This is a genomic window from Nonomuraea sp. NPDC048892, from assembly GCF_040649735.1.
Taxonomy (GTDB): Bacteria; Actinomycetota; Actinomycetes; order Streptosporangiales; family Streptosporangiaceae; genus Nonomuraea; species Nonomuraea maheshkhaliensis.
This window is the reverse complement of record NZ_JBEZFZ010000003.1, coordinates 192,282-213,546: the sequence shown is the minus strand read 5'-3', so window position 1 is coordinate 213,546 and position 21,265 is coordinate 192,282. Positions and strand designations below refer to the sequence as shown.

Genomic DNA, 21,265 nt, shown 5'->3' with positions numbered 1-21,265 from the left:
GGCCCTCCTCCGTAAGTTCTCCGGTAGACGCTAGCTCTCCAAGGCCAGTTTGCGCAGCTCCGGCCCGTGCACCGGATCGGCCAGCGCGGCGGCGAACTGTGCGCGCAGATAGTTGAGCGGTGAGCCCGTGTCGTACCAGGTGCCGTCGATGACCTGGCCGTACACCGGATGCGCGGCGGCGTGGCGGTGCAGCGCGTCGGTCAGGTAGATCTCGCCCTGGGGGTTCTCGTGCCAGCGGCGCGTGGCCGCCTCCAGCTCGGCGACGACGCCGGGGGTGACGACGTAACCGCCGATGGCCGCGTACCGGGAGGGGGCCTCCTCCGGGCGGGGCTTCTCCACCAGGCCGGAGACGCGCAGCCGGCCGCCGCCGAGATCCTCCTCGACGACCGGCACGCCGTAGCGGGAGGCGTCCTCGGCCTCCATCGGCATCAGGGCCAGCACCGGCGCCCCCGTCGCCTCGTAGGCCGCCTTGAGCTGCCGGGCGCGCGGCACCTCCGCCACGAACACGTCGTCGGCCCACAGCACCATGAACGGCTCGTCGCCGATGACGCGGGCCGCGTTCAGCACAGGGGTGCCGTTGCCGTACGGGCCCGTCTGGTACAGGTACGTGATGTGCGCCAGCGACGACAGCTCGGCCACCGCGGCGGCCAGGTCGTCCTTGCCCGCCTCGCGCAGCTGCCGCTCCAGGTCGTCGTCCGGGGCGAAGTGCCGCTGCACCAGCTCCTTGCGGGCCGACGTGACGATGGTGATCTCGTCGATGCCGGAGTCGACGAGCTCGCGGATGGTGTGCTCGATGACGGGCTTGTCGCCGATCGGCAGCATCTCCTTCGGCAGCGCCTTCGTCAGGGGCAGCAGGCGGGTGCCCAGACCGGCCACCGGGATCACGGCTTTACGGACCATACGTCACTCCTTGGGTGGTGCTGCTGGGCTGGTGCTGCCGGGGCGCCGGGACGGCGTCAGGCGGTGAAGTCGGCGAAGTCGAAGCCGGGGGAGACCAGGCAGCTCACCAGCACCGCCTCCGCGCCTGCCGGCCGCGCCGACTGCCACACCCCGCCGGGCACGACCGCCTGCGGCACCTGCCCGTGCTCCACGTCGGGCCCGAGCAGGACGTCGTCGTCCCCGATCGTCAGGCTGAGCGGGCCGCCGCGGTGCCACAGCCAGATCTCGGCCGACCTGACCACGTGCGGCACCGACTCCTCGCCCGGATGCAGCAGGAAGTAGATGGCGGTGGCACTGGCCCGCGCCCCCTCATACCCCTCGGGCTCGAACGTCACCGGCGAGCGCCACGTCTCGCGGAACCAGCCGCCCTCGGGATGGGGCAGCAGGTCGAGCGCCTCGGCGACGGGCGGGCGCGGCACGAACGCGACGGGGGCGCCCGTGACGTCCCTGCGCAGGAACCGGTCGCCGTCGAGGACGAGCTGTCCGTCGAGCGGGCTGGTCAGGGCTTCGGCCTCGTCGGCCACCTGGACGGCAGGGCCGTCGGGATAGATCCGCAACTCCACGGGACGAGTCTAGGGAGGTTCGGGACGGTGGATGTTCCGGGCCTGGACGTTCCGGGCCTGGACGTTCCGGGCCAGGACGCCGGGCCCGGACGTTCCGGAACGGCGGACGTTCCGGACGGGCGCAGGTCGAGCCACGGGACGGCCAGGGCCGGGCTGCAGCCGAGCCAGGAGCGAGCGGGGGAGCCGTCTTGCTGGACGGGCTCCTAAATGTCGGTCGGGCTGGCTAGTCTGCGGCAGGTGATGCAGCGGTGGAGCCGGGATCAGGTCCTCGCCCTCGCCCCTGACGCGCCGTCCCGCAAGGCGGCGCAGGGGGTGTCGGCGCCAGGCGAATGGTCGTCCCACGGCACGACGGGCCTGGTCGTGTTCGGGGAGTGCCGGGGCAGCGGGTCCAAGCCCTATCTGGCGTGCGTCGACCTCACCGAGCCCGCCTACCGGTGCAGTTGCCCGAGCCGGAAGTTCCCGTGCAAGCACGCGCTCGGGCTGCTGCTCCTCTGGTCCGCCGACGGGGTCCCGGAGCTGGAGGCGGCACCGCAGTGGGTGACGGAGTGGATGGACGGCAGGGCCACCCGCGCCGCGAAGTCCGCCGCCCGCCTCGAAGCCGCCCGCACCGAAGCCCACCCCGACCCCACCGCCGGGGCGGCGCGAGGTGCCGCCGAGGGAGCCTCGCCCAGCTCCGCCGACGGCATCCCGCTCGACGCGGAGGGTGCAGTCACCGCTGACCCGTCCCGGCTCGGCGCGGAGGGGCCTGGATCCGGTGGGGCGGCTTCGGGCACGGTCAGGGCTGGAGGTGGTGGGGCTGGGCGGGCCGAGAGTGTGCGGCATGCGCGGGTCGCCGCCGGGCTGGGGGAGCTGGAGCGGTGGCTGGCCGACCAGGTGCGTCAAGGGCTGGCGGGGGCCGCCGAGCACGACTGGGAGGGGCTGGCCAAGCGTCTCATCGACGCCCAGGCCCCCGGCATGGCGGGCATCGTCTCCCGTCTGTCCCGGGTGCGGGCCGAGGAGGGCTGGCCGGGGCGGCTGCTGGAGGAATACGCCCTGATCAACCTGCTCGCCGTCGCCTACCGCAGACGGGCCGATCTGCCGGACCCGCTCGCCGAGACCGTCCTGATCCGCACCGGGTTCCCCGTCACCAGGGAAGAGGTGCTGGCCGGGCCCGCCGTGCGCGACCATTGGGACGTCCTGGGGCGACGCGACGAGCAGCAGGACCGGCTGACGGCACGCCGCGTCTGGCTGCGGGGCCGCCGCACCGGCCGCCCCGCCCTCATCCTGTCGTTCGCCCCCCAGGGCCAGGCGCTCGACGCCTCCCTGGTGACGGGGACGACCATCGACGCCGACCTGACCTACTACCCGGGCGCCGCCCCCCTACGAGCCCTGGTCGCCACCCGCCACGTCCTCCTCACACCCCCACCGCCACCGGACACCCCGGCACCCGCCACCACCCCCTCCCTCCCCACACCGGTGGCAGTCGTGCCGCCGGGGGTGTCGGTGGAAGAGGGGCTGGACGAGGTGGCGCGGGCGCTGGCCGAGGATCCGTGGACCGAGTCGTGGCCGCTCGTCCTGGCCGGAGTCGTTCCCGGCCGGACCGAGCTCGGCGGCTTGCCCTGGCATCCCCGTTCCCGCGACCCCTGGCGGCTGATCGCCGTCTCCGGCGGGCGGCCGGTCACCGTGGTCGTCGAATGGACACCGCAAGGCCTGAGACCCCTGACCACCTGGGACGACGAGGGAAGGGCGGTGATCCTGGCATGACGGGCTGGGAGGAGCTGACGTCCACGGCGCTCGTGGGCACCGACCGCCGGCCGTACCCCGGAGACCTGCTCGAAGCCGCCGCCGCCGAAGTGGCGCGGCGGCGGGCGGGGCGGCGCGCGGGCGAGACGGGGCGGCTGGAGCGCGCGCCCGAGGAGGAGCGGGAGGCGGTCGGCAGGCGCGCGGCCGAACGGCTCGTCCGCATCATGGGCGGCGAGCACGAACGACTGCTGCCCGAGTGGCTGGCCGCGGCCGCCGCGACCGGGCGCAGGGTGCCCGCGTACGCGCTGCCCGAGCTGCTCGACCGCGGCCGGCGCGACCGCTCGATCAGGGTGCACCTCGGCGTGCTCGCGGGCCGGCGCGGCCGGTGGCTGGCCGGGCAGAACCCGGCCTGGGACTACCTGCTGGAGGAGCCCACGGGCGAGACGTGGGAACTGGGCGGGGCCGCCGACCGGCGGGCCCACCTGAGCGCGCTCAGGGCGGCCGACCCGGCCGGGGCCAGGCGGCTGCTGGAGAGCTCGTGGGAGCGTGAGACGCCCGACGACCGGGCCGGGTTCGTGGAGGTGCTGGCCGAAGGGCTGAGCATGGAGGACGAGCCGTTCCTTGAGCAGGCGCTCGACGACCGGCGCAGAGAGGTGCGCCAGGCCGCGGCCAACCTGCTGACCCGCCTGCCGGATTCGCGCATGTCCCGGCGCATGGCCGAGCGGGTGCGCGCCTGCGTGACGATCCGGCGCGAGAGCGGCGGTGAGGTCATCGCCGTCGAGGCGCCCACGGCCTGCGACAAGGCGATGGAACGCGACGGCGTGCGCGCGAAGCCGCCCCGGGGCATCGGCGAGCGCGCCTGGTGGCTGCAGCAGATCATCGCCCGCGCCCCCCTGGCGCTGTGGGACCGGCCGCCTTCCGCGCTGCTCGCGATGCGGATCCCCGACTGGGACGCCGAGGTGAAGGCGGCCTGGGTACGCGCCGCGGTGCTGCAGCGCGACCCCGAGTGGGCGCGGGCGATGTTCGGCTGGGACCCGATCGCCGACCTGCTCGAATCCCTGCCGCCGGAGGAGCAGCAGGAGCTGGCCGCCCGGTTCGTGCACCAGCACGACCTCGACAGCCAGCTGATCATGGTGCTCGGCGGGGTGTCGTCCCTCTGGGGCGAGGGCCTGGCCACGGCCGTGCTGCGCAAGATCGTGAAAGTGGCCGCCACCCAGCCGTGGAACCTCGGCGAGCTGGTCAAGCTGGCGGGCGAGCACATCGACCCGGCCCTGTACGAGCTGGCCGAGGACTTCTCACCCGCGGAGCCCATCCAGCGGGTCGCCGCCCTGCTACGGTTCCGCGCTGACATGTACAAGGAGCTCCCCCTATGACCGTTCTGCGCCCGCACGCGGAAGACCAGTACGCCGAGGAGCTGGCCTTCCTGGCCAAGGACGACGACCGTCCCAGGCCACCCGGCTGGAAACTGTCGCCGTGGGCCGTCACCACGTACATCCTGGGCGACGGCGACCGCGTCACCCCCAAATACGTGGGCGCGCGGCGCATCGTCGAGGTGGCCGTCGCCACGCTCGCGACCGACCGCGCGCTGCTGCTGCTCGGCGTGCCCGGCACCGCGAAGACGTGGCTGTCCGAACACCTGGCCGCCGCTGTCAGCGGCGACTCGACGCTGCTCGTGCAGGGCACCGCCGGCACCGCCGAGGAGGCCATCCGGTACGGCTGGAACTACGCCAGACTCCTGGCCGAAGGCCCTTCCATGGAGGCGCTGACCCCGTCGCCGGTGATGCGCGCCATGGCTGAGGGCCGCATCGCCCGGGTCGAGGAGCTCACCCGCATGCCGTCCGACGTACAGGACGCCCTGATCACCGTCCTGTCGGAGAAGACGCTGCCGATCTCCGAGCTCAACCGCGAAGTGCAGGCCGAGCGCGGCTTCAACGTCATCGCCACCGCCAACGACCGCGACCGCGGCGTCAACGAGCTGTCCAGCGCGCTGCGCCGCCGCTTCAACACCGTCGTCCTGCCGGTCCCCGCCACCGCCGAGGAGGAGGTCGACATCGTCGCCCGCCGCGTCGCCCAGCTCGGACGCTCGCTGGAGCTGCCGGAGACGACGACCGGGCTGGCCGAGATCCGGCGGGTGGTGACGGTGTTCAGGGAGCTGCGTGCCGGCGTCACCGAGGACGGCCGCACCAAGCTCAAGTCGCCCAGCGGCACCCTGTCCACGGCCGAGGCCATCTCGGTCCTGACCAGCGGTATCGCGCTGGCGGCCCACTTCGGCGACGGAGTGCTGCGGCCGTCCGACGTGGCCGCGGGGATCGTCGGCGCGGTGGTGCAGGAGCCGGTGTCGGACCGGGTGGTGTGGCGCGAATACCTGGAGACGGTGGTGCGCGAACGCTCCGACTGGCGCGACTTCTACCGCGCGTGCCGCGAGACTTCATGAGCGTCTCCGTCCTGGGCGTACGCCACCACGGGCCCGGCTCGGCGCGGGCCGTGCGGCGCGAGCTCGAACGCCTGCGCCCCGACGCCATCCTCATCGAGGGCCCGCCCGAGGCCGACGCCCTCGTCACGCACGCGCCCGGCCTGGAGCCGCCGGTCGCGCTGCTCGCCCACGTGCCGGGGGCGCCGGCCCGCGCGGCGTTCTGGCCGTTCGCGGAGTTCTCGCCGGAGTGGCAGGCGATCCGGTACGGCACATCCGCCGGCGTCCCCGTACGCTTCTGCGACCTGCCCGCGGCCCACTCCCTGGCCGGCGAACCGTCGGATGCCGAACCCGGCGATCAGGAGCCCGGCGGTCACGAGCCGGGCAGTCAGGAGCCCGGCAAGGCGGGGCCCGACGGCCGGAGACCCGGTGGGGCGGGGCTCGACGCGCCGCAGCCCGGGATGCGGGGTGATCCCATCGGGGCGCTGGCCGCCGCGGCCGGGTACGACGATCCCGAGCGCTGGTGGGAGGACGTCGTCGAGCACCGGGGCGGTGACACGCCGTTCGAGGTCATCGCCGAGGCCATGGCCGCCGTACGCGAGGGATACCGGCCGGACGAGCGGGAGGCCAGGCGCGAGGCGTACATGCGCAAGACCCTCCGCGCGGCGATCAAGCAGGGTTTCGGGCGGATCGCGGTGATCTGCGGCGCCTGGCACGTGCCCGCGCTGACCGGCCCGCTGCCGTCCGTGACCGCGGACAACGCCGTCCTGCGCGGCCTGCCGAAGGTGAAGGCCGAGCTGACCTGGGTGCCGTGGACGTACGGCAGGCTCGCCTCCTGGAGCGGCTACGGCGCGGGGATCACCTCGCCGGGCTGGTACCACCACCTGTTCGAAACCCCCGACCGGCCCGTGGAGCGGTGGCTGGCCGCGGCCGCGGCGGTGCTGCGTGACGAAGGGCTGGCGGTCTCGTCCGCGCACGTCATCGAGTCCGTACGGCTGGCCGGCAGCCTGGCCGCGCTGCGCGGCCGGCCGCTGGCCGGGCTCGGCGAGGTCACCGAGGCGGCCAGGGCGGTGCTGTGCGAGGGCGACGACCTGGCCGTGGAGCTGATCCAGCGGCGCATGGTCGTCGGCGACCGGCTCGGCCACGTCTCCGACGGCACCCCGATGGTGCCGCTCCAGCGCGACCTGCGCGAGCGGCAGCGGCGGCTGAAGCTCAAGCCGGAGGCGCTCGACCGCGAGATCGACCTCGACCTGCGCAAGCCCCTCGACCTCGACCGCAGCCACCTGCTGCACGGGCTGCGGCTGCTCGGGGTGGGCTGGGGCACGCCGGGGCAGGCCCGCGGGAAGGGGACGTTCAGGGAGACGTGGACGCTCCAGTGGCGGCCCGAGCACGACCTCGCCCTCATCGAGCACGCCGCCCTGGGCACCACCGTGCCGACCGCCGCCGCCCAGCGGGCCCGCGACCTGGCCGGGGCGCCGTCGGCGACGCTGGCCGACCTGACGTCGCTGGTCGAACAGTGCCTGCTGGCGGACCTGCCGCAGGCGCTGCCCGGCGTGCTGGCGGCCCTGTCGGCCAAGGCGGCGCTCGACACGGACGTCACCCACCTGATGGCGGCGCTGCCCGCGATGGTGCGCGCCCACCGGTACGGCGACGTACGCGGCACCTCGGCCGACGGGCTGGCGGTGATCGTCCGCTCGATGCTGGAACGCATCTGCGTCGGGCTGCCGGTGGCGGTGACGGGGCTGGACGACGACGCGGCGGCCGACCTGCTCAAGCACGTGGACGCGGTCCACTCGGCCGTCGCCCTCCTCACCGACGTCCCGGCTGGGGACGCGCCGCCGGGAGCCGCGCACTCCGACGTGGTGGAGGAGGCCGGGCCGGTGGCGTCGCCGCGCGGGCGGTGGATGGTCGCGTTGCGGGGCATCAGCGACCGGCAGGACCTGCACGGGCTGATCGAGGGGCGTCTCACCAGGATCCTGCTCGACTCGGGCGAGCTCGGCGACGCCGGTGACCGCATGTCCAGGGCCATGTCCCGGGGCCAGGCTCCGGCGCGGGCGGCGGCGTGGGTCGAGGGGTTCCTGTCCGGGGGAGGGCTGCTGCTGGTGCACGACCCGCGTCTGCTCGGCCTGGTGGACGACTGGCTGACGGGGCTGTCCGGAGACCAGTTCACCGACGTGCTGCCGCTGCTGCGCCGCACGTTCGGCGGATTCGCCGCGCCGGAACGCAGATCCATCGGCGAACGGCTCCGCTCGGCCGGCCGCGACGACGCCGACCGGGACCAGGACCTGGACGAGCACCGCGCCGCGCCCGCCGTCGCGACCGTCCTGTCGATCATCGGAAGGACGAACGGATGAACGCGGGGGATGGACGGGTGGATCCAGGGGACGGGCGGATGAACGCGGGCGACGGGCGGGTGGATCCGGCGGCCGGGCGGATGAACGCGGCGGACGAGCGTTTGCGGCGGTGGCGGCTGGTGCTCGGGGGTGGGGCGGCCGACGGCACCGGGTGCGGGCTGGACGGCGTGGACGCGCAGATGGACGCGGCGCTGGCCGCCGTCTACGACCGGGGCGGCCGGGACGACGGCACACCGGGAGGCAGGGAGGGCGGGCTCGGCGCGTCGGCGCCCCGGGTGGCCCGCTGGCTCGGCGACATCCGTACCTACTTCCCCTCCACCGTCGTTCAGGTCATGCAGAAGGACGCGATCGAACGGCTCAACCTCACCAGGCTCCTCCTCGAACCCGAGATGCTCGAAGCAGTGGAGCCGGACGTCCACCTGGTCGGCACCCTGCTGGCGCTCAACAAGGTCATGCCCGACCAGGCCCGCGAATCCGCCAGGACCCTCGTCCGCAAGGTGGTGACCGAGCTGGAGCGCAGGCTCGCGCAGAAGACCAGGGCGGCGGTCAGCGGGGCGCTCGACCGGTCGGCCAGGACCCACCGCCCCAAGCGGGTGGCCGACATCGACTGGGACCGGACGATCAGGGCGAACCTCAAGAACTACCTGCCGGAGAAGAACACCGTCGTCCCCTCCCGCCTCGTCGGCTACGCCCGCAGGCAGCGGTCGGTGCAGCGCGAGGTGGTGCTGTGCATCGACCAGAGCGGGTCGATGGCGGCCTCGGTGGTGTATTCGAGCGTGTTCGGGGCGGTGCTGGCCTCGATGCGGGCGCTGAAGACGTCCCTCGTCGTGTTCGACACGGCGGTGGTGGATCTCACCGAACGGCTGCACGACCCGGTGGAGCTGCTCTTCGGTACGCAACTCGGCGGTGGCACCGACATCAACCGGGCCATCGCCTACGGGCAGGGCCTCATCACCCGCCCGGCTAACTCGATCTTCATCCTGATCAGCGACCTGTACGAGGGCGGCGTCAGGGAGGAGATGCTGCGCAGGGTGGCGGCGATGACGCAGGCCGGCGTCCAGGTGATCGTGCTGCTGGCGCTGTCCGACGAGGGGGCGCCGTTCTACGACCACGAGAACGCCGCCGCGCTGGCCGCGATGGGCGTGCCCGCGTTCGCCTGCACGCCCGACGCCTTCCCCGACCTGATGGCGGCCGCGATCGAGCGGCGCGACATCACCCAGTGGGCCGAACGCCACACCACCCTCTGACGCTCCGACGCCGCCCGGCCTGGGCTGACCCAGGCCGGACGAAGCCGGCGCGGGCGGTCACGCGTGCTGCGGCTCGGATTCCGGCCGGGCGTGGCGGGGCAGCAGGTACGTCAGCGCGAACGTCAGCGCCAGCAACCCCACCTCCACCCACACCGTGGCCTGCATGGAGGCGCCGAACCCCCACCCGGAGGCCAGCAGGTCGAAGAAGAGCGTCCCCAGCACGGCGGTGCCCACCGCGCCGCCCAGCTGCTGGATGCCGGTCAGCGTCCCGGAGGCGGAGCCGGTCTCGTGCGGCTCGACCCCGGCCAGCACGATGTCGAAGAACGGCGCCATTGTCAGCCCCATGCCGATCCCGACCAGGGCCAGACCAGGGGAGAGCTGCCAGCCGGAGACGTCGACCCCGGTGAGGTGGATGGTGAGGGCGAGCACGGCCGCGCCCGCCGCCATCACGAGGGTGCCGATCTGCATCAGGCCGCGCCCGAGCCTCGCCTGCAGCCCGGACATCGCCAGGCCGAAGCCGGCCACGCCGCCGAGCGCCTGGGGAAGGGCGGCCAGGCCCGCCTGGAGCGGGGTGAAGCCCAGGCCGAGCTGCGTGTAGAGGCTGAAGACCAGGCCGAAGCCCATCATCCCGGAGAAGAAGGCCAGCCCGGCCACGAGGCCGCTGCTGAAGGAGCGCTTGCGGAACAGGCTGGGGGTGATCAGCGGGTCCCGGCCGGCCCTGGCGCGGCGGGACTCGTACCGGCCGAAGAGGGCGAAGACCACGACGGAGGCGGCCATCGAGACGAACGTCCAGGCCGGCCAGCCCGACTCGCGGCCCTGGATGAGCGGGAAGATGAGCAGGAACGCGGCGGCCGAGACGAGCGCGACGCCGGGCAGGTCGAGCCTGGTGGCGCCGGACAGGCGATGTTCCGGCAGGCAGCGCAGCGCGGCCACGATGGCGGCCAGGCCGATCGGCAGGTTGATCAGGAAGATCATGCGCCAGCCGGTGCCGAAGAGGTCGGCGTCCACCAGCCAGCCGGCCAGCACGGGGCCGCCGACGGAGGAGATGGTCATCACCGGGCCGAACATGCCGAAAGCCTTGCCCAGCTCCTCCGGCGGGAACATCTCCTTGATCATCCCCAGCCCCTGCGGGATCATCACGGCGCCGAACAGGCCCTGCACCACGCGTCCCGCGATCAGCAGCTCCGGGCTGCCGGCGACGCCGCACAGCAGCGAGGCGGCGGTGAAGCCGCAGGCGCCGATCACGAACATGCGCTTCCTGCCGTAAAGGTCGCCGAGCCGGCCACCGGTGATCAGGCCCACGGCCATGGCCAGGGTGTAGCCCGCGCCGAGCCACTGCACCAGGCTCTCGGAGCCGCCCAGCTCCTTGCGGATCGTGGGGGCGGCGATCGTGGTCACAAGGGCGTCGAGCAGGTCCATGACCTCGGCGGCCAGGATGACGAACAGGGCGGCCCAGCGCAGGCGATAGGGCTGGACGCCGGCCGCCGCTGCGGCGGTGACGGTCATGAGGGACTCCTTAAACAGTGTTCGTGCTTAACGAACGGCGTTCGTTACGAACACCGTTTTAAGGGCGAACACTGTTCGTGTCAAGTACGGCGTTCGGGGTACAGTGAGCGCATGGTGGATCGGAAGGAACGTGGCGAGGGCGAGGTCCCGGCGCCCCCGTGGCGCAGGTCGCGCAAGCCCCCGCAGCCCAGACGGCAGCTCAGCCAGGATTTGATCATCGACACCGGCCTGCGGATCCTCGACGCCGAGGGTTTCGACGCGCTCAGCATGAGACGGGTGGCCCAGGAGCTCGACACCGGCCCCGCCTCGCTGTACGCGCACGTGGCCGGCAAGGAGGAGCTGCTTGAGCTGATCTACGACCGGGTGCTCGGCGAGATCAGGCTGCCCGAGCGCGACCCCGCCCGATGGAAGGAGCAGCTGCGGGCGTACGCCATGGAGGCGCACCGCGTGCTGGGCGCGCACGCCGACGTGGCCAGGGCCGCCCTGGCGACCATCCCGACGGGCGAGAACTCGATCCGCGCGGGCGAGTTCCTCTTCGGGCTGCTGATCGAGGCCGGGATGGCGCCGCGGGAGGCGTCGGTGGCGATGGACCGCCTGTCCCTCTACATCGTCGGCGACGCCTACGAGGCATCCCTGCACTACGCGCGGATGCGGGCGGCCGGGATGGACGATCCCGAGGCGTACTTCCGGTCGTTCGTCGGCCAGATCGCCGGCTACTACCGGGCGATCCCGCCGGAGCGGTTCCCGTACGTGGTCAAACACGTGGACGACCTGATCGCCGACGACGGCGAGCAGCGCTTCCGTTACGGTCTCGACCTGATCCTCGACGGCATCGAGGCCCGCATGCCCCGCGACCCCTGACGACCGGACGGGCGCGTTCGGCGCCTTAGGCCGAATTGCCTAGGCCCCGGGCCCGATGTGCGGACCGGGGCCCGGCCATAGCGTTCCGGTATGACGACGACGATGGAGAAGACGGCGGCGGCCCCCAGCGTGGTGGCCCCTCAATACCGGGCGCTGAGCGTCGGGCTGGTCGCCCTGGTCATGTTGCAGGCGTTCGAGGCCATGGCGGTGGCCACGGCGATGCCCGTGGTGGCGCGCGATCTTGACGGCATGCACCTGTACAACCTGGCCTTCAGCGCCACGCTGGCCGCCAGCGTGATCGCCACGGTGCTGGGCGGACGATGGAGTGACGTGCGGGGGCCGCTCCCGCCGATCGCGGCGGGGGTGGCGGCGTTCGTGGCGGGGCTGCTGCTGGCCGGGCTCGCGCCGACGATGGAGTTGTTCGTGGCGGGCCGGTTCGTGCAGGGCATCGGGATGGGATTCACCCAGGTCGCCCTGTACGTCCTGGTTGCCCGGGTCTACCCGCCGGCGATGCATCCCCGGGTCTTCGCCCTGTTCTCGGCGGCGTGGGTGGTGCCCTCGATGATCGGCCCCGCCATCGCCGGCTTCGTGGTGGAGAACGCCGACTGGCGGCTGATCTTCCTCGGCGTCACGGTCATCGTGATCCCCGCCGCGCTGCTGCTCTGGCGCGGCACCGCGGGCAAGCTTGCCACCGGCATCGACGCCACGCCCGCCTCCGGCCTCGGACGCAAGCTCGGCTACGCCACGCTGACCGCCGTCGCCGCCGCACTGATCCAGTACGGCAGCGCACTCAAGCTGGCCGGCCTGCCCCTGCTGGCGGCCGGGGTGGTGCTGCTGGTCATCGCGCTGCCGAAGCTGCTGCTGCCCGGCTCGCTCCGGGGCGCCCGCGGTCTGCCGACGGGGCCGGTCCTGCGCGGCCTGGCCTTCGGCTCGTACACGGCGGCCGAGGTGCTCATCCCGCTCATGCTCATGAACGAGCGCGGCCTGAGCGCCACCGGCGCCGGCGTGGTGCTCACCATCGGGGCGCTCGGCTGGTCCACCGGCTCGTGGATCAAGGGCCGCGGCATGATCGGCAACCTGACGGCCATCCGCGGCGGTGCCGCCATGATCGCGGCCGGTATCGCCATGGTGAGCCTCGTGCTTGTCGAGCAGGTGCCGCTCGCGGTCGCGTACGTGGCGATGGCCCTGGTCGGGCTCGGCATCGGCGCGCTGCACCCGACGGTGTCGGTCCTGGTGCTGGAGATGTCCAAGAAGGGCGAGGAGGGTGACAACTCCGCGGCCGTGGGTGTGGGGGAGTCGGTGTTCACCGTCATGGCCGTCGCGATCAGCGGCGCCCTGTTCACCGCCGCCGCCCAGAACTACGCGGCCGGTCTCGCCTTCGCCGTCGCGCTTGCCGTCCTGGCCGTAGTACTGGCCCCGCGTTTCGTGTACTCCTCGGCACCGGGCACTATGGAGGAGACCGCGTCATAGAAAAGGGGGGTTCATGCCGCGAGTGCGGGAGCTCGAGGTCTTCCGGCTGCTGCTGCCGTACGGCAGGAAGTCGGAGACCCTGCTCGTCAAGCTCACCGACCACGGCGGCATGACCGGGTGGGGCGAGGCCACCTCGCCCCCGGCCAAGACGTGGGCCAAGCTGGAGGAGACGCTGGCCGCACAGCTGATCGGGATCGACTGGGAGCATCCCGACACCGTGCCGACCGGCGAACCGGCCGTCGACATGGCCTGCTGGGACCTGTGGACCAGGATGCGCGGGGTGCCCCTCGCCGAGGCGATCGGCGGCACCCGCACCTCGCTCGTGGCGACTGTGCGGCTGACCCCCGACTCGTCCGTCGAGAGCCTGGTGTCCCGGGTCAATCAGCAGGTCTGCGCCGGATACGGGCACGTCACGGTGGACGTCAGGCCCGGCTGGGACGTCGAGCCCATCCGCGCGGTGCGGCAGGCGTACCCGGCGCTCACGCTCGCCGTCGACTGCGGCAACGCCTACACCGACCTCGACCAGCTGCTCGCGCTCGACTCCTACGGCCTTGAGGTGATCGAACGGCCGTTCGCGGTCGCCGACACCTACTCCCACGCCTCGCTCCAGGACCAGGTGACCGCCTCGGTCGCGGTCGAGGCGGGCTCGTCCGCCGAACTGGACGACTACCTGACCCTGCGGGCGGCGCGCGTCCTGCTGCTGCGGCCGTCCGCCTTTCCCTCGCTGTCGGAGGTACGCCGGGCGCACGACCGCGCGGCGGCGGCCGGCTGGGACATCCAGTGCACGGGCGGCCAGGGGGCCGGCCTGGCCAGGGCGGCGACGGTGGCGGTGGCCAGCCTGCCCGGGTGCACGCTGCCGTGCGACGTCACGCAGCCGCCCCGGCAGAACCAGATCGTCACGCCGATCGTGGGTGCCAACGCCGGGGTGATCGCGGTGCCGTTGACGCAGCCGGGGCTGGGGCACGACATCGACGAGACGCGGTTGCACCGGATGGTCAAGGAGTCCTTCCGGGTGTGACGTCGGCGTGATCACTTTCCCCTACCGTTGTCCCGAAATTTCGGGATATCGAGGGGGATGCGGTGGAGCTGACCAGGGAACGGATCTTACGCATTCTCCTGACCAGGCATCCGGCCTGGCTGGTGCCGGAGCCGCTGAAGATCGTCATCGGCATCGTCGTGATCTGCGCCGTCGGAGCCGCCTTCACCGTGCCCGCCGCCGCCCTGGGCGGCTTCGGGCTCCTGATGATCGTGGCGGTGTGGGCCGCCGCGCTGTGGGCGTTTCTGGCCGCCCGGGTGCCGCGTATGTATGAGTGGAGCTGCCCGCGGCTCCCCCTGGACGACCAGCCGCGATTACGCGCCGTGATCGAGGAGGCCGGGCGGCTGGCCGGGCTCGACGGCCTGCCGACGGTGCGGCTGACGGCCGATCGAGGCGTGTGGGTCCGCGTCAAGGGGGACGGGCAGGTGGAGCTGATGATCGCCACTTACCTGCTCCTGGGGATGAGAGCGGAGGAACTGCGCACGTTCATCCTGCGCGAGCTGATCAGTGCCCAGCGGTGGTCCTGGCACGAGCAGTGGGCGGTCACACTGGTGCGCGCCCATCGCGACTGGGAGTGGCTGGCCGCGGCCTGCGCGCCGGTGCGTCACGCCCTCACGGCCGAGACCGCCGCCCTCGTCGGCTGGAAGGCCCTCTTCGCCGCCACGCGCGCCGAACTGGTCGCGCGGCAGGCGTTCCGGTGGCATCTGACCCGGTACGCGACGAGCTTCGCGGGCAAGGGGTGGGCGAGCGACCTTTATGAGAGCTTCCGGTGGAAGATCCATGAGGACGAGCTGATGACCCGGGTCCGGCCGCGAGCCGAAGAACTCTCCCGCGCCCTCTCCGACGCGGTCGAACTCCGGCTGAACAAGGTGCTGGCCTACCAGGTGGCAGGCGGGGTGAGCCTGTCGCTGTTCGCCAGGCCGTACCGGCTGAGCGAGGTTCCCGCGCACGAATGGACCGCCCCCATGGTGATCCAGCGCGCGGCCGTGCTCGAAGCCGCCACCCAGCTCCTCGGCCGGCCCGCCACGAACCTGGACGTCGTCGAGCTGGTGGTCGCGGGGCGCGCCGGCGAGCTGGAGTGGTGGCACAGAGAGGGCCCGTGCGCGCACCCCACGCCCGGCGTCTGCGCCCTCATGCCCCTGTTCGACGTGGCGCTGCGCCGCCGGGGCTACACGCACGAACACGTGTTCGCTCAGCGCGTGCTTCTCGGGCCGACGGGGGACCGGGTTGACCTGGTAGGACTTTCGAAGAAGACCGAATCAGGCGAGCCGTGGGGGCTCATGCTCGGAGGGCCGATGACCGGAGACGACGCGGAGGCCGACGCCATCCGGCTGGCCGGTGAGTCGCTGGCGGCCGGTGACGCGACCGGCTGGTTCGAGCGGCTCTACGCCGAGTCCGCGACCGGCGACGCCATCGTCCCGTGGGACTCGCGCTCACCCCACCACCTGCTGACGGAGTGGGGCGACCAGCAGTTCGCCGCGCCCGGCGGAGGTGTCGGCAGGTCACCGGAGAGAGCGGCACCCGACGTGGGCGCCGAGGACTCGCCTGGGCCGGCCGAGGGTTCGCGTGGGCGGGCGCTGGTCGTGGGGGCCGGGTTGGGTGACGACGCGGAATACGTGGCGGGGCTCGGATTTCAGACGGAGGCGTTCGACGTGAGCGAGTCGGCGGTCCAGCTCGCCCGCAAGCGCTTCCCCGGCAGCCAGGTGCGCTACCAGGTCGCCGACCTGCTGGATCCGCCGAAGGAGTGGCACCGCGCGTTCGACCTGGTCGTCGAGGTCATGACCGTGCAGTCCCTCCCGGAGTCCCTGCACGGGCGGGCCATCACGGGGGTGGCCGGGTTCGTCCGGCCGGGGGGCACGTTACTGGTCATCGCGATGGGACGAGACGAGGACGCGCCGGTGTTCCCGCCGCCCTGGCCCCTGACACCGTCCGAGATCACGGCCTTCGCCGCGGAGGGGCTGAAGGCGGCCAAGATCGAGGACCTGCGGGGCGGCGAACGACACCGCTGGCGCGCCGTCTTCCACCGCCCCGCCTGACAGCGGCTATCGGGCGGGTTCCGTGGTGGGGAGACCGAGGGGTTCGACCCGCTTCAGGATCACCGCGTACGTGAACGCGCCCAGCAGCGCCACGGCCGAGATCACCATCAGCGGCACGGTGAACGACGACGTCCGGTCCACCAGGACGCCGATCATGATGGGGCTGATGATGCCGGCGAAGTTCGAGGCGAAGTTCTGGATGCCGCCGATCGAGGCCACGTGCCGGTCGGCGGGAGCCACGTCGGCCGGCAGCGACCAGATGTTGGCGGCGGCGAACGTCGAGCCCGCGTACGCCACCGACAGCAGCGCCAGCGCCATCCACGCCTCGGGCACCCACACGGCGATCCCGATCACGGTCGAGACCAGGAACCCACCGGCGATGAACGTCTTCCTGACCTTGGTCACCGAGTCGCCGGCCGAGATGCGGCGGTCGGCCAGCCAGCCGCCCAGCCACTCGCCGCCGATCGCCACCAGGCCGGGCAGCGCGCCGAAGAGGCCCAGCGTGAGCAGGCTGAAGTGCCGCTCCTCCACCAGGTAGGTCGGGAAGAAGGTGAGGAAGAAGTAGACGACCATGTTGAGGCAGAAGAAGCCCAGCATCATCGCCCAGATCGTGCGATAGCGAAACAGGTCCCGCCATCGGATCTGGTCGCCCTCACCCTCGTCGCCCTCGAAGCCCCGTGCCCCGCCCTCGCGCAGGTAGTCCAGCTCCTCCTGAGTGATCTTCGGGTGCTCCTGCGGGTCGCGGTAGGCCCGCCACCACCCGTACGCCCACAGCAGCCCTGCCACGCCGATGATCGCGAACGTCCACCGCCAGCCCAGCCAGGCGATCAGCGTCGTCACGATGGGCAGCGCGATGACGCCGCCCACCCGGGAGCCGGAGTCCCAGATCCCGGTGGCCAGGGCCCGTTCGTGCTTGGGGAACCAGCGGCCGACGACCTTGGCGCTCGTCGTGGCGGCCGGGCTCTCCCCGACGCCGAGCAGCAGCCGCACCCCGAAGAGCGAGGCGAAGCTGCCGGCGAGGGCCGTCAGGGAGGTGAACAGCGACCACCACACGGCGGCGAACGTGAACGTCCTGCGCGGCCCGTACCGGTCGACGAACCAGCCGGCGGCGAGCTGGAAGAAGTCGTACGACCAGAAGAACGCCGCCAGGATCATGCCCTCCTCGGTCTTGCTGAGGTGGAACGTCTCACCCATGAACGGCAGCGCGACGCCCAGGCTGGCCCGGTCCAGATAGTTGATGACGAGCCCGGCGAAGACGTAACTGATCATGTACCAGCGCAGCCGGCCGTGGACGGTGCTCCGGGAGGTTGTGGCCATGGCAATCCTCAGTACAATTTCCTATTGGATAATTCGGACATGTTGCCTAGAGTTCACCACTGACGTCAAGTGAGTGCCGCAGGAGAGAGATGACAGGCAGTGAGCTGAAGGGGCCGGTACGCGCCGCCCGCCGCAGCGTCCTCACCGAGGACGTCTACGAGCGCGTCAAGAGCCTGATCATGAACGGTGAGCTCGAACCGGGCGCCCGGGTCAACATCTACGCGGTGGCCAGGCTTCTCGACGTCTCCCAGACGCCGGTGCGCGAGGTGCTCTCGGCCCTGGAGTCGGAGGGCCTGCTGACCAAGGAGGCGCTGCGCGGCTATTCGGTGGCGCCCGTGCTCAACCCCACCCAGGTCGCCGACCTCTACCAGCTCAGGCTGCTGCTGGAGCCATGGGCCGCCGCCAGGGCCGCCGAGCGGATCGACCCCGGCACCGCCGCCCGCCTGCGCGCCGAATTGGACAGCGTCCCGCAGGCGCCGCAGGGCACGCGGTACGAGGACTACCACGCCATCGCCGCCCACGACGCGCGCTTCCACGACCTGGTGGCCGAACTGTCCGGCAGCCCCGCGCTGCGCGAGTCGCTCCAGCGCACCCACTGCCACCTGCACCTGTTCCGCATCGAGTACGAGGGCAGGCGCAGCGGCGAGCCCACGCTGGCCGAGCACGCCCGCATCGCCGAGACCGTCACGGCGGGCGACGCCCAGGCGGCCGAGCAGGCGATGCGCGACCACCTCGGCGCCGCCCGCGACCGCTTCCTCCGGATGGGACCATCGACATGACGAAGATCGTCAGCGCCTCGGCCGCCCTGGTCGACCTGCCCGTGGAGACCGTCAGGACGGACGCCGTGCAGGCGTTCGTCAAGCAGGAGACCATCGTCGTGGACCTGCGCACGGACGACGGCCTCGACGGCACCGGCTACTCCTACACGATCGGCACCGGCGGCCGGGCCGTGCTGTCCATGCTCCGCGACCACCTGCTGCCCCTGCTGGAGGGCCGCGACGCGCGGGACGTGGAGGCGGCCTGGCGTGAGCTGTTCGCCGTCACCCGCGCCACCACGGTCGGCGCGATCACCTCCCTGGCCCTGGCCGCCGTGGACACCGCTCTGTGGGACCTGCGCTGCCTGCGCGCGGGCGAGCCGCTGTGGCGCCTCGCGGGCGGCTTCCGCCGGGCCGTCCCCGTGTACGACACCGAGGGCGGCTGGCTGCACCTGTCCACCGATGACCTGGTACGGGGCGCGCTCGCGGCCAAGGAGTCGGGCCTGCGCGGCGTCAAGCTCAAGATCGGCCGCCCCCGGGCCGAGGAGGACGCCGAGCGGGTGGCCGCCGTCCGCGCCGCCGTGGGGCCGGGGATGGACATCATGGTCGACGCGAACCAGTCGATGACGTACGCGGAGGCCAGGAGGCGGGCGCACGTGCTGGAGCCGTACGACGTGGCCTTCTTCGAGGAGCCGCTGCCGGCCGACGACGTGCAGGGGCACCGGGAGCTGGCCAGGTCCACCTCGATCCCCGTGGCGGTGGGGGAGTCGCTGTACTCGGTCGGCCAGTTCCGCGACTACCTGGCGCGCGGCGCGGCCTCGGTGGTGCAGGCGGACGTGGCCAGGGTGGGCGGGATCACGCCGTGGCTCAAGGTGGCCCACCTGGCGGAGGCGTTCAACGTGGCCGTGTGCCCGCACTTCCTGATGGAGCTGCACGTCAGCCTGGTGGCGGCGGTGGCGGCGGGCACGTACGTGGAGCACATCCCGCAGCTGCGCGCCGTCACTCGCACGGAGCTGCCGATCGAGGACGGGCACGCCGTCGCGCCCGACGAGCCCGGCCTGGGCATCGCCTGGGACAGGAACGCCCTGGACGACCTCCGCGTCGCGTGACCAGGCCCGCGAGCCGTCCGCCAAGATCGGCGCGCCGCCTCTAAGGTGTCGGACGGCTCAAATCGGCGCGTCGCCCGTGAGACGTCGGACGGCTCAACCAGCCGGATGGCCGTCTGGCGGGCCGGGGAGGCGGGATTTCAGCAGGTGGACGATCTCGGCGTGGCCGGTGCCGAGGAAGTGTTCCGAGCGCAGTTCGCCCGCCTCGTCCCGTACCTCCGCCACCACCCGTACGTCGCCCCCTTCCGACCGCTCCCGCCGCACCTCGATCCGCGCCCCCGGCGAGGCGTACGCGCCGGCTCGCGCGCGCACCTCCGCCTCGGCGTCGCGCCCGGCGAGCTCGCGGGCGGCGTCGAGGGGGCTGTGCCCGCCGGCGGGCGCGGCGTCGGCGCCCCGGTCGAGCAGCGCGGTCACCGCGTCGAGGTGCCCGCAGCACGCGGCGGCGCACAGCGGCAGGCCCTCGTCCTCCGCCCCGCTCTCCTTGCCGGGGTCGGCGCCGGCCGCCAGCAGCGTCCGCACGATGGCGGCATACCCCTGCACGGCGGCCCAGTAGAGCGCGGTGCCGCCGTCGTCGCCGGGCGCGTCGGGGGACACGCCGGCGGCCAGCAGCCGCCCGACCTCCTCGCTCTCGCCGCACGTCGCCGCCACCACCAGGTCCTCTCCTGTCATGAGCCCCAGTCTGTACGGCCTGCCGCCCCCTATCTACCGAAATATGGGTATAAAAAATCTACATTGTAAGGGCGGCCTCCAGGAGCAGCGCTCCGGCCCCCTGAAGAGCGGCGTCCCGCCCCGCCCGCGCCGGCGCGATCTCCAGATCCCTGGTCGCCAGCGGCAGGCAACGCTCCCAGACCGCCGCCCTGATCGAGGTCAGCAGCGGCTCGGCCGCCGACAGGCTGCCCCCGACCGCCACCACGTCCGGGTTGAAGAAGTTGACCAGCACGGTCAGGACCTCGCCCATGCGCCGGCCCGCGCCGCGCACCAGGCTGGTGGCCTCGGGGACGGCGTCGTTGACCAGCGTGACGATGTCGGCCGGGCGGGTCACCGCGATGCCGGCCTCGGTGAGCGCGGTCATCAGCGCGGCCCCGCTCGCGTACGCCTCCAGGCAGTCGGGGTGGCCGCAGGCGCACATGACCGAGGAGTCGGAGCGGACGCGCACGTGGCTGATGTCGCCGGCCGCGCCCCGGCCCCGGTGCAGCCGACCGCCCGCGATGACGCCGCAGCCGATGCCGGTGCCGGCCTTGACGACCATGAGGTTCTCGGTGCCCGGCCACCATCGGGCCTCGCCCGCGGCCATCAGGTTGGCGTCGTTCTCGACCAGGACGGGCAGGTCGTAGCGGGTGGCGAGGTGCTCGGCGACGGGGAAGTCGTTCCAGCCGGGCATGCGCGACGGCGTGACGACGCGCAGCGTGGCGGGGTCGACGGGGCCGGGGACGCCGGTGCCGACGCCGCGCAGGGGGACGCCGGCGGGCACGTGCTCGGTCAGGAGCGCGTCGAAGGCGTCGGCGATGCGGTCGAGGGTGCGGCGTGGGCCTTCGGTGATGTCGCAGGGGTGTTCCTCGATGACGAGGGGGTCACCGCTGAGGTCGAGGAGGCCGAGCCGGACGTGGTGCGCGCCGAGGTCGGCCACGGCCAGCACGCCCGCGCCGGGGGACAGGCGCAGGCGGCGGGGGCGGCGCCCGCCGCGTGAGGTGCCGGCGCCCTCTTCGGCGAGGAGGCCGGCGTCGATGAGTTCCTCGACGCGGAGTGAGACGCTGGAGGCGGCCAAGCCGGATAAGCGGGCCAGCTCGGCGCGTGACTCGGCCCTGCCGGTGGCGACGAGGCGCAGCAGGTCGCCCTGTGGCCCTTGCACGGGCAGCCGCTGGTTCATGTGAGATACCTACCATGTCAAGACTTACGCCGACAACGTATTGACTTGCTACGAAATATCCCACTACGGTCCGGCT

Annotated in this window: 17 protein-coding genes; 11 read left to right on the top strand and 6 right to left on the bottom strand. The window is 72.7% G+C overall.

What is annotated here, in order from left to right; genetic code table 11:
* Positions 1 to 30: 30 nt before the first annotated feature.
* Entirely contained in the window at positions 31 to 900 is an 870-nt protein-coding gene (locus AB0C28_RS10685; RefSeq protein WP_357844747.1) for a UTP--glucose-1-phosphate uridylyltransferase, read from the bottom strand.
* Positions 901 to 956: 56 nt separating this feature from the next.
* Positions 957 to 1,502, bottom strand: a complete 546-nt coding sequence (locus AB0C28_RS10680) for a cupin domain-containing protein (protein ID WP_357844750.1) — start codon at positions 1,500 to 1,502, stop codon at positions 957 to 959.
* A 240-nt stretch (positions 1,503 to 1,742) separates the two neighbouring features.
* Between AB0C28_RS10680 and AB0C28_RS10675 the strand changes: the two genes are divergently transcribed.
* From AB0C28_RS10675 to AB0C28_RS10655, 5 genes are all read left to right on the top strand, one after another.
* Positions 1,743 to 3,245, top strand: a complete 1,503-nt coding sequence (locus AB0C28_RS10675; RefSeq protein WP_358074411.1) for an SWIM zinc finger family protein — start codon at positions 1,743 to 1,745, stop codon at positions 3,243 to 3,245.
* Complete coding sequence (locus tag AB0C28_RS10670) at positions 3,242 to 4,597, top strand: DUF5691 domain-containing protein (protein WP_357844753.1); 1,356 nt, start codon at positions 3,242 to 3,244, stop codon at positions 4,595 to 4,597. The genes AB0C28_RS10675 and AB0C28_RS10670 overlap by 4 nt, the downstream gene beginning before the upstream one ends.
* Complete coding sequence (locus tag AB0C28_RS10665) at positions 4,594 to 5,658, top strand: AAA family ATPase (RefSeq protein ID WP_358073693.1); 1,065 nt, start codon at positions 4,594 to 4,596, stop codon at positions 5,656 to 5,658. Before AB0C28_RS10670 ends, AB0C28_RS10665 begins: the two co-directional genes overlap by 4 nt.
* Entirely contained in the window at positions 5,655 to 7,988 is a 2,334-nt protein-coding gene (locus AB0C28_RS10660) for a DUF5682 family protein (protein ID WP_358073692.1), read from the top strand. The genes AB0C28_RS10665 and AB0C28_RS10660 overlap by 4 nt, the downstream gene beginning before the upstream one ends.
* 80 nt (positions 7,989 to 8,068) lie before the next feature.
* Positions 8,069 to 9,235, top strand: a complete 1,167-nt coding sequence (locus AB0C28_RS10655) for a VWA domain-containing protein (protein ID WP_357845290.1) — start codon at positions 8,069 to 8,071, stop codon at positions 9,233 to 9,235.
* A gap of 57 nt (positions 9,236 to 9,292) precedes the next feature.
* Here the strand turns inward: AB0C28_RS10655 and AB0C28_RS10650 are convergent, their stop codons facing one another.
* The gene (locus AB0C28_RS10650) at positions 9,293 to 10,741 is read right to left on the bottom strand and encodes a DHA2 family efflux MFS transporter permease subunit (protein WP_358073691.1); all 1,449 of its coding nucleotides are present in this window, start codon (positions 10,739 to 10,741) and stop codon (positions 9,293 to 9,295) included.
* A 111-nt stretch (positions 10,742 to 10,852) separates the two neighbouring features.
* On the opposite strand from AB0C28_RS10650, the gene AB0C28_RS10645 reads away from it, so the two are divergent.
* The 4 genes from AB0C28_RS10645 (at position 10,853) to AB0C28_RS10630 (ending at position 16,144) form a co-directional block, all read left to right on the top strand.
* Positions 10,853 to 11,602, top strand: coding sequence for a TetR/AcrR family transcriptional regulator C-terminal domain-containing protein (locus tag AB0C28_RS10645; RefSeq protein WP_358073690.1), 750 nt, complete (start codon positions 10,853 to 10,855; stop codon positions 11,600 to 11,602).
* 90 nt (positions 11,603 to 11,692) lie between these two features.
* Complete coding sequence (locus AB0C28_RS10640) at positions 11,693 to 13,072, top strand: MFS transporter (protein WP_358073689.1); 1,380 nt, start codon at positions 11,693 to 11,695, stop codon at positions 13,070 to 13,072.
* Between the two features lie 13 nt (positions 13,073 to 13,085).
* Positions 13,086 to 14,090 (top strand): enolase C-terminal domain-like protein, encoded by a 1,005-nt coding sequence (locus AB0C28_RS10635; RefSeq protein ID WP_358073688.1) that lies wholly within the window; start codon positions 13,086 to 13,088, stop codon positions 14,088 to 14,090.
* Between the two features lie 62 nt (positions 14,091 to 14,152).
* On the top strand, positions 14,153 to 16,144 hold the full coding sequence (locus tag AB0C28_RS10630) for a class I SAM-dependent methyltransferase (protein ID WP_358073687.1): 1,992 nt from the start codon (positions 14,153 to 14,155) through the stop codon (positions 16,142 to 16,144).
* 6 nt (positions 16,145 to 16,150) lie between these two features.
* Here the strand turns inward: AB0C28_RS10630 and AB0C28_RS10625 are convergent, their stop codons facing one another.
* Complete coding sequence (locus tag AB0C28_RS10625) at positions 16,151 to 17,461, bottom strand: MFS transporter (protein WP_357844776.1); 1,311 nt, start codon at positions 17,459 to 17,461, stop codon at positions 16,151 to 16,153.
* A gap of 89 nt (positions 17,462 to 17,550) precedes the next feature.
* Between AB0C28_RS10625 and AB0C28_RS10620 the strand changes: the two genes are divergently transcribed.
* Positions 17,551 to 18,240: a GntR family transcriptional regulator gene (locus tag AB0C28_RS10620; RefSeq protein WP_357844779.1), complete on the top strand. Its 690-nt coding sequence runs from the start codon at positions 17,551 to 17,553 to the stop codon at positions 18,238 to 18,240.
* A complete protein-coding gene (locus tag AB0C28_RS10615) occupies positions 18,237 to 19,325 on the top strand; it encodes a mandelate racemase/muconate lactonizing enzyme family protein (RefSeq protein ID WP_358073686.1) in 1,089 nt (362 codons plus the stop codon). Before AB0C28_RS10620 ends, AB0C28_RS10615 begins: the two co-directional genes overlap by 4 nt.
* A 93-nt stretch (positions 19,326 to 19,418) precedes the next feature.
* Here AB0C28_RS10615 and AB0C28_RS10610 read toward each other — a convergent pair whose 3' ends face one another.
* On the bottom strand, positions 19,419 to 19,991 hold the full coding sequence (locus AB0C28_RS10610; RefSeq protein WP_358073685.1) for an ankyrin repeat domain-containing protein: 573 nt from the start codon (positions 19,989 to 19,991) through the stop codon (positions 19,419 to 19,421).
* A 58-nt stretch (positions 19,992 to 20,049) separates the two neighbouring features.
* Complete coding sequence (locus tag AB0C28_RS10605) at positions 20,050 to 21,189, bottom strand: ROK family protein (RefSeq protein ID WP_358073684.1); 1,140 nt, start codon at positions 21,187 to 21,189, stop codon at positions 20,050 to 20,052.
* Positions 21,190 to 21,265: the final 76 nt, after the last annotated feature.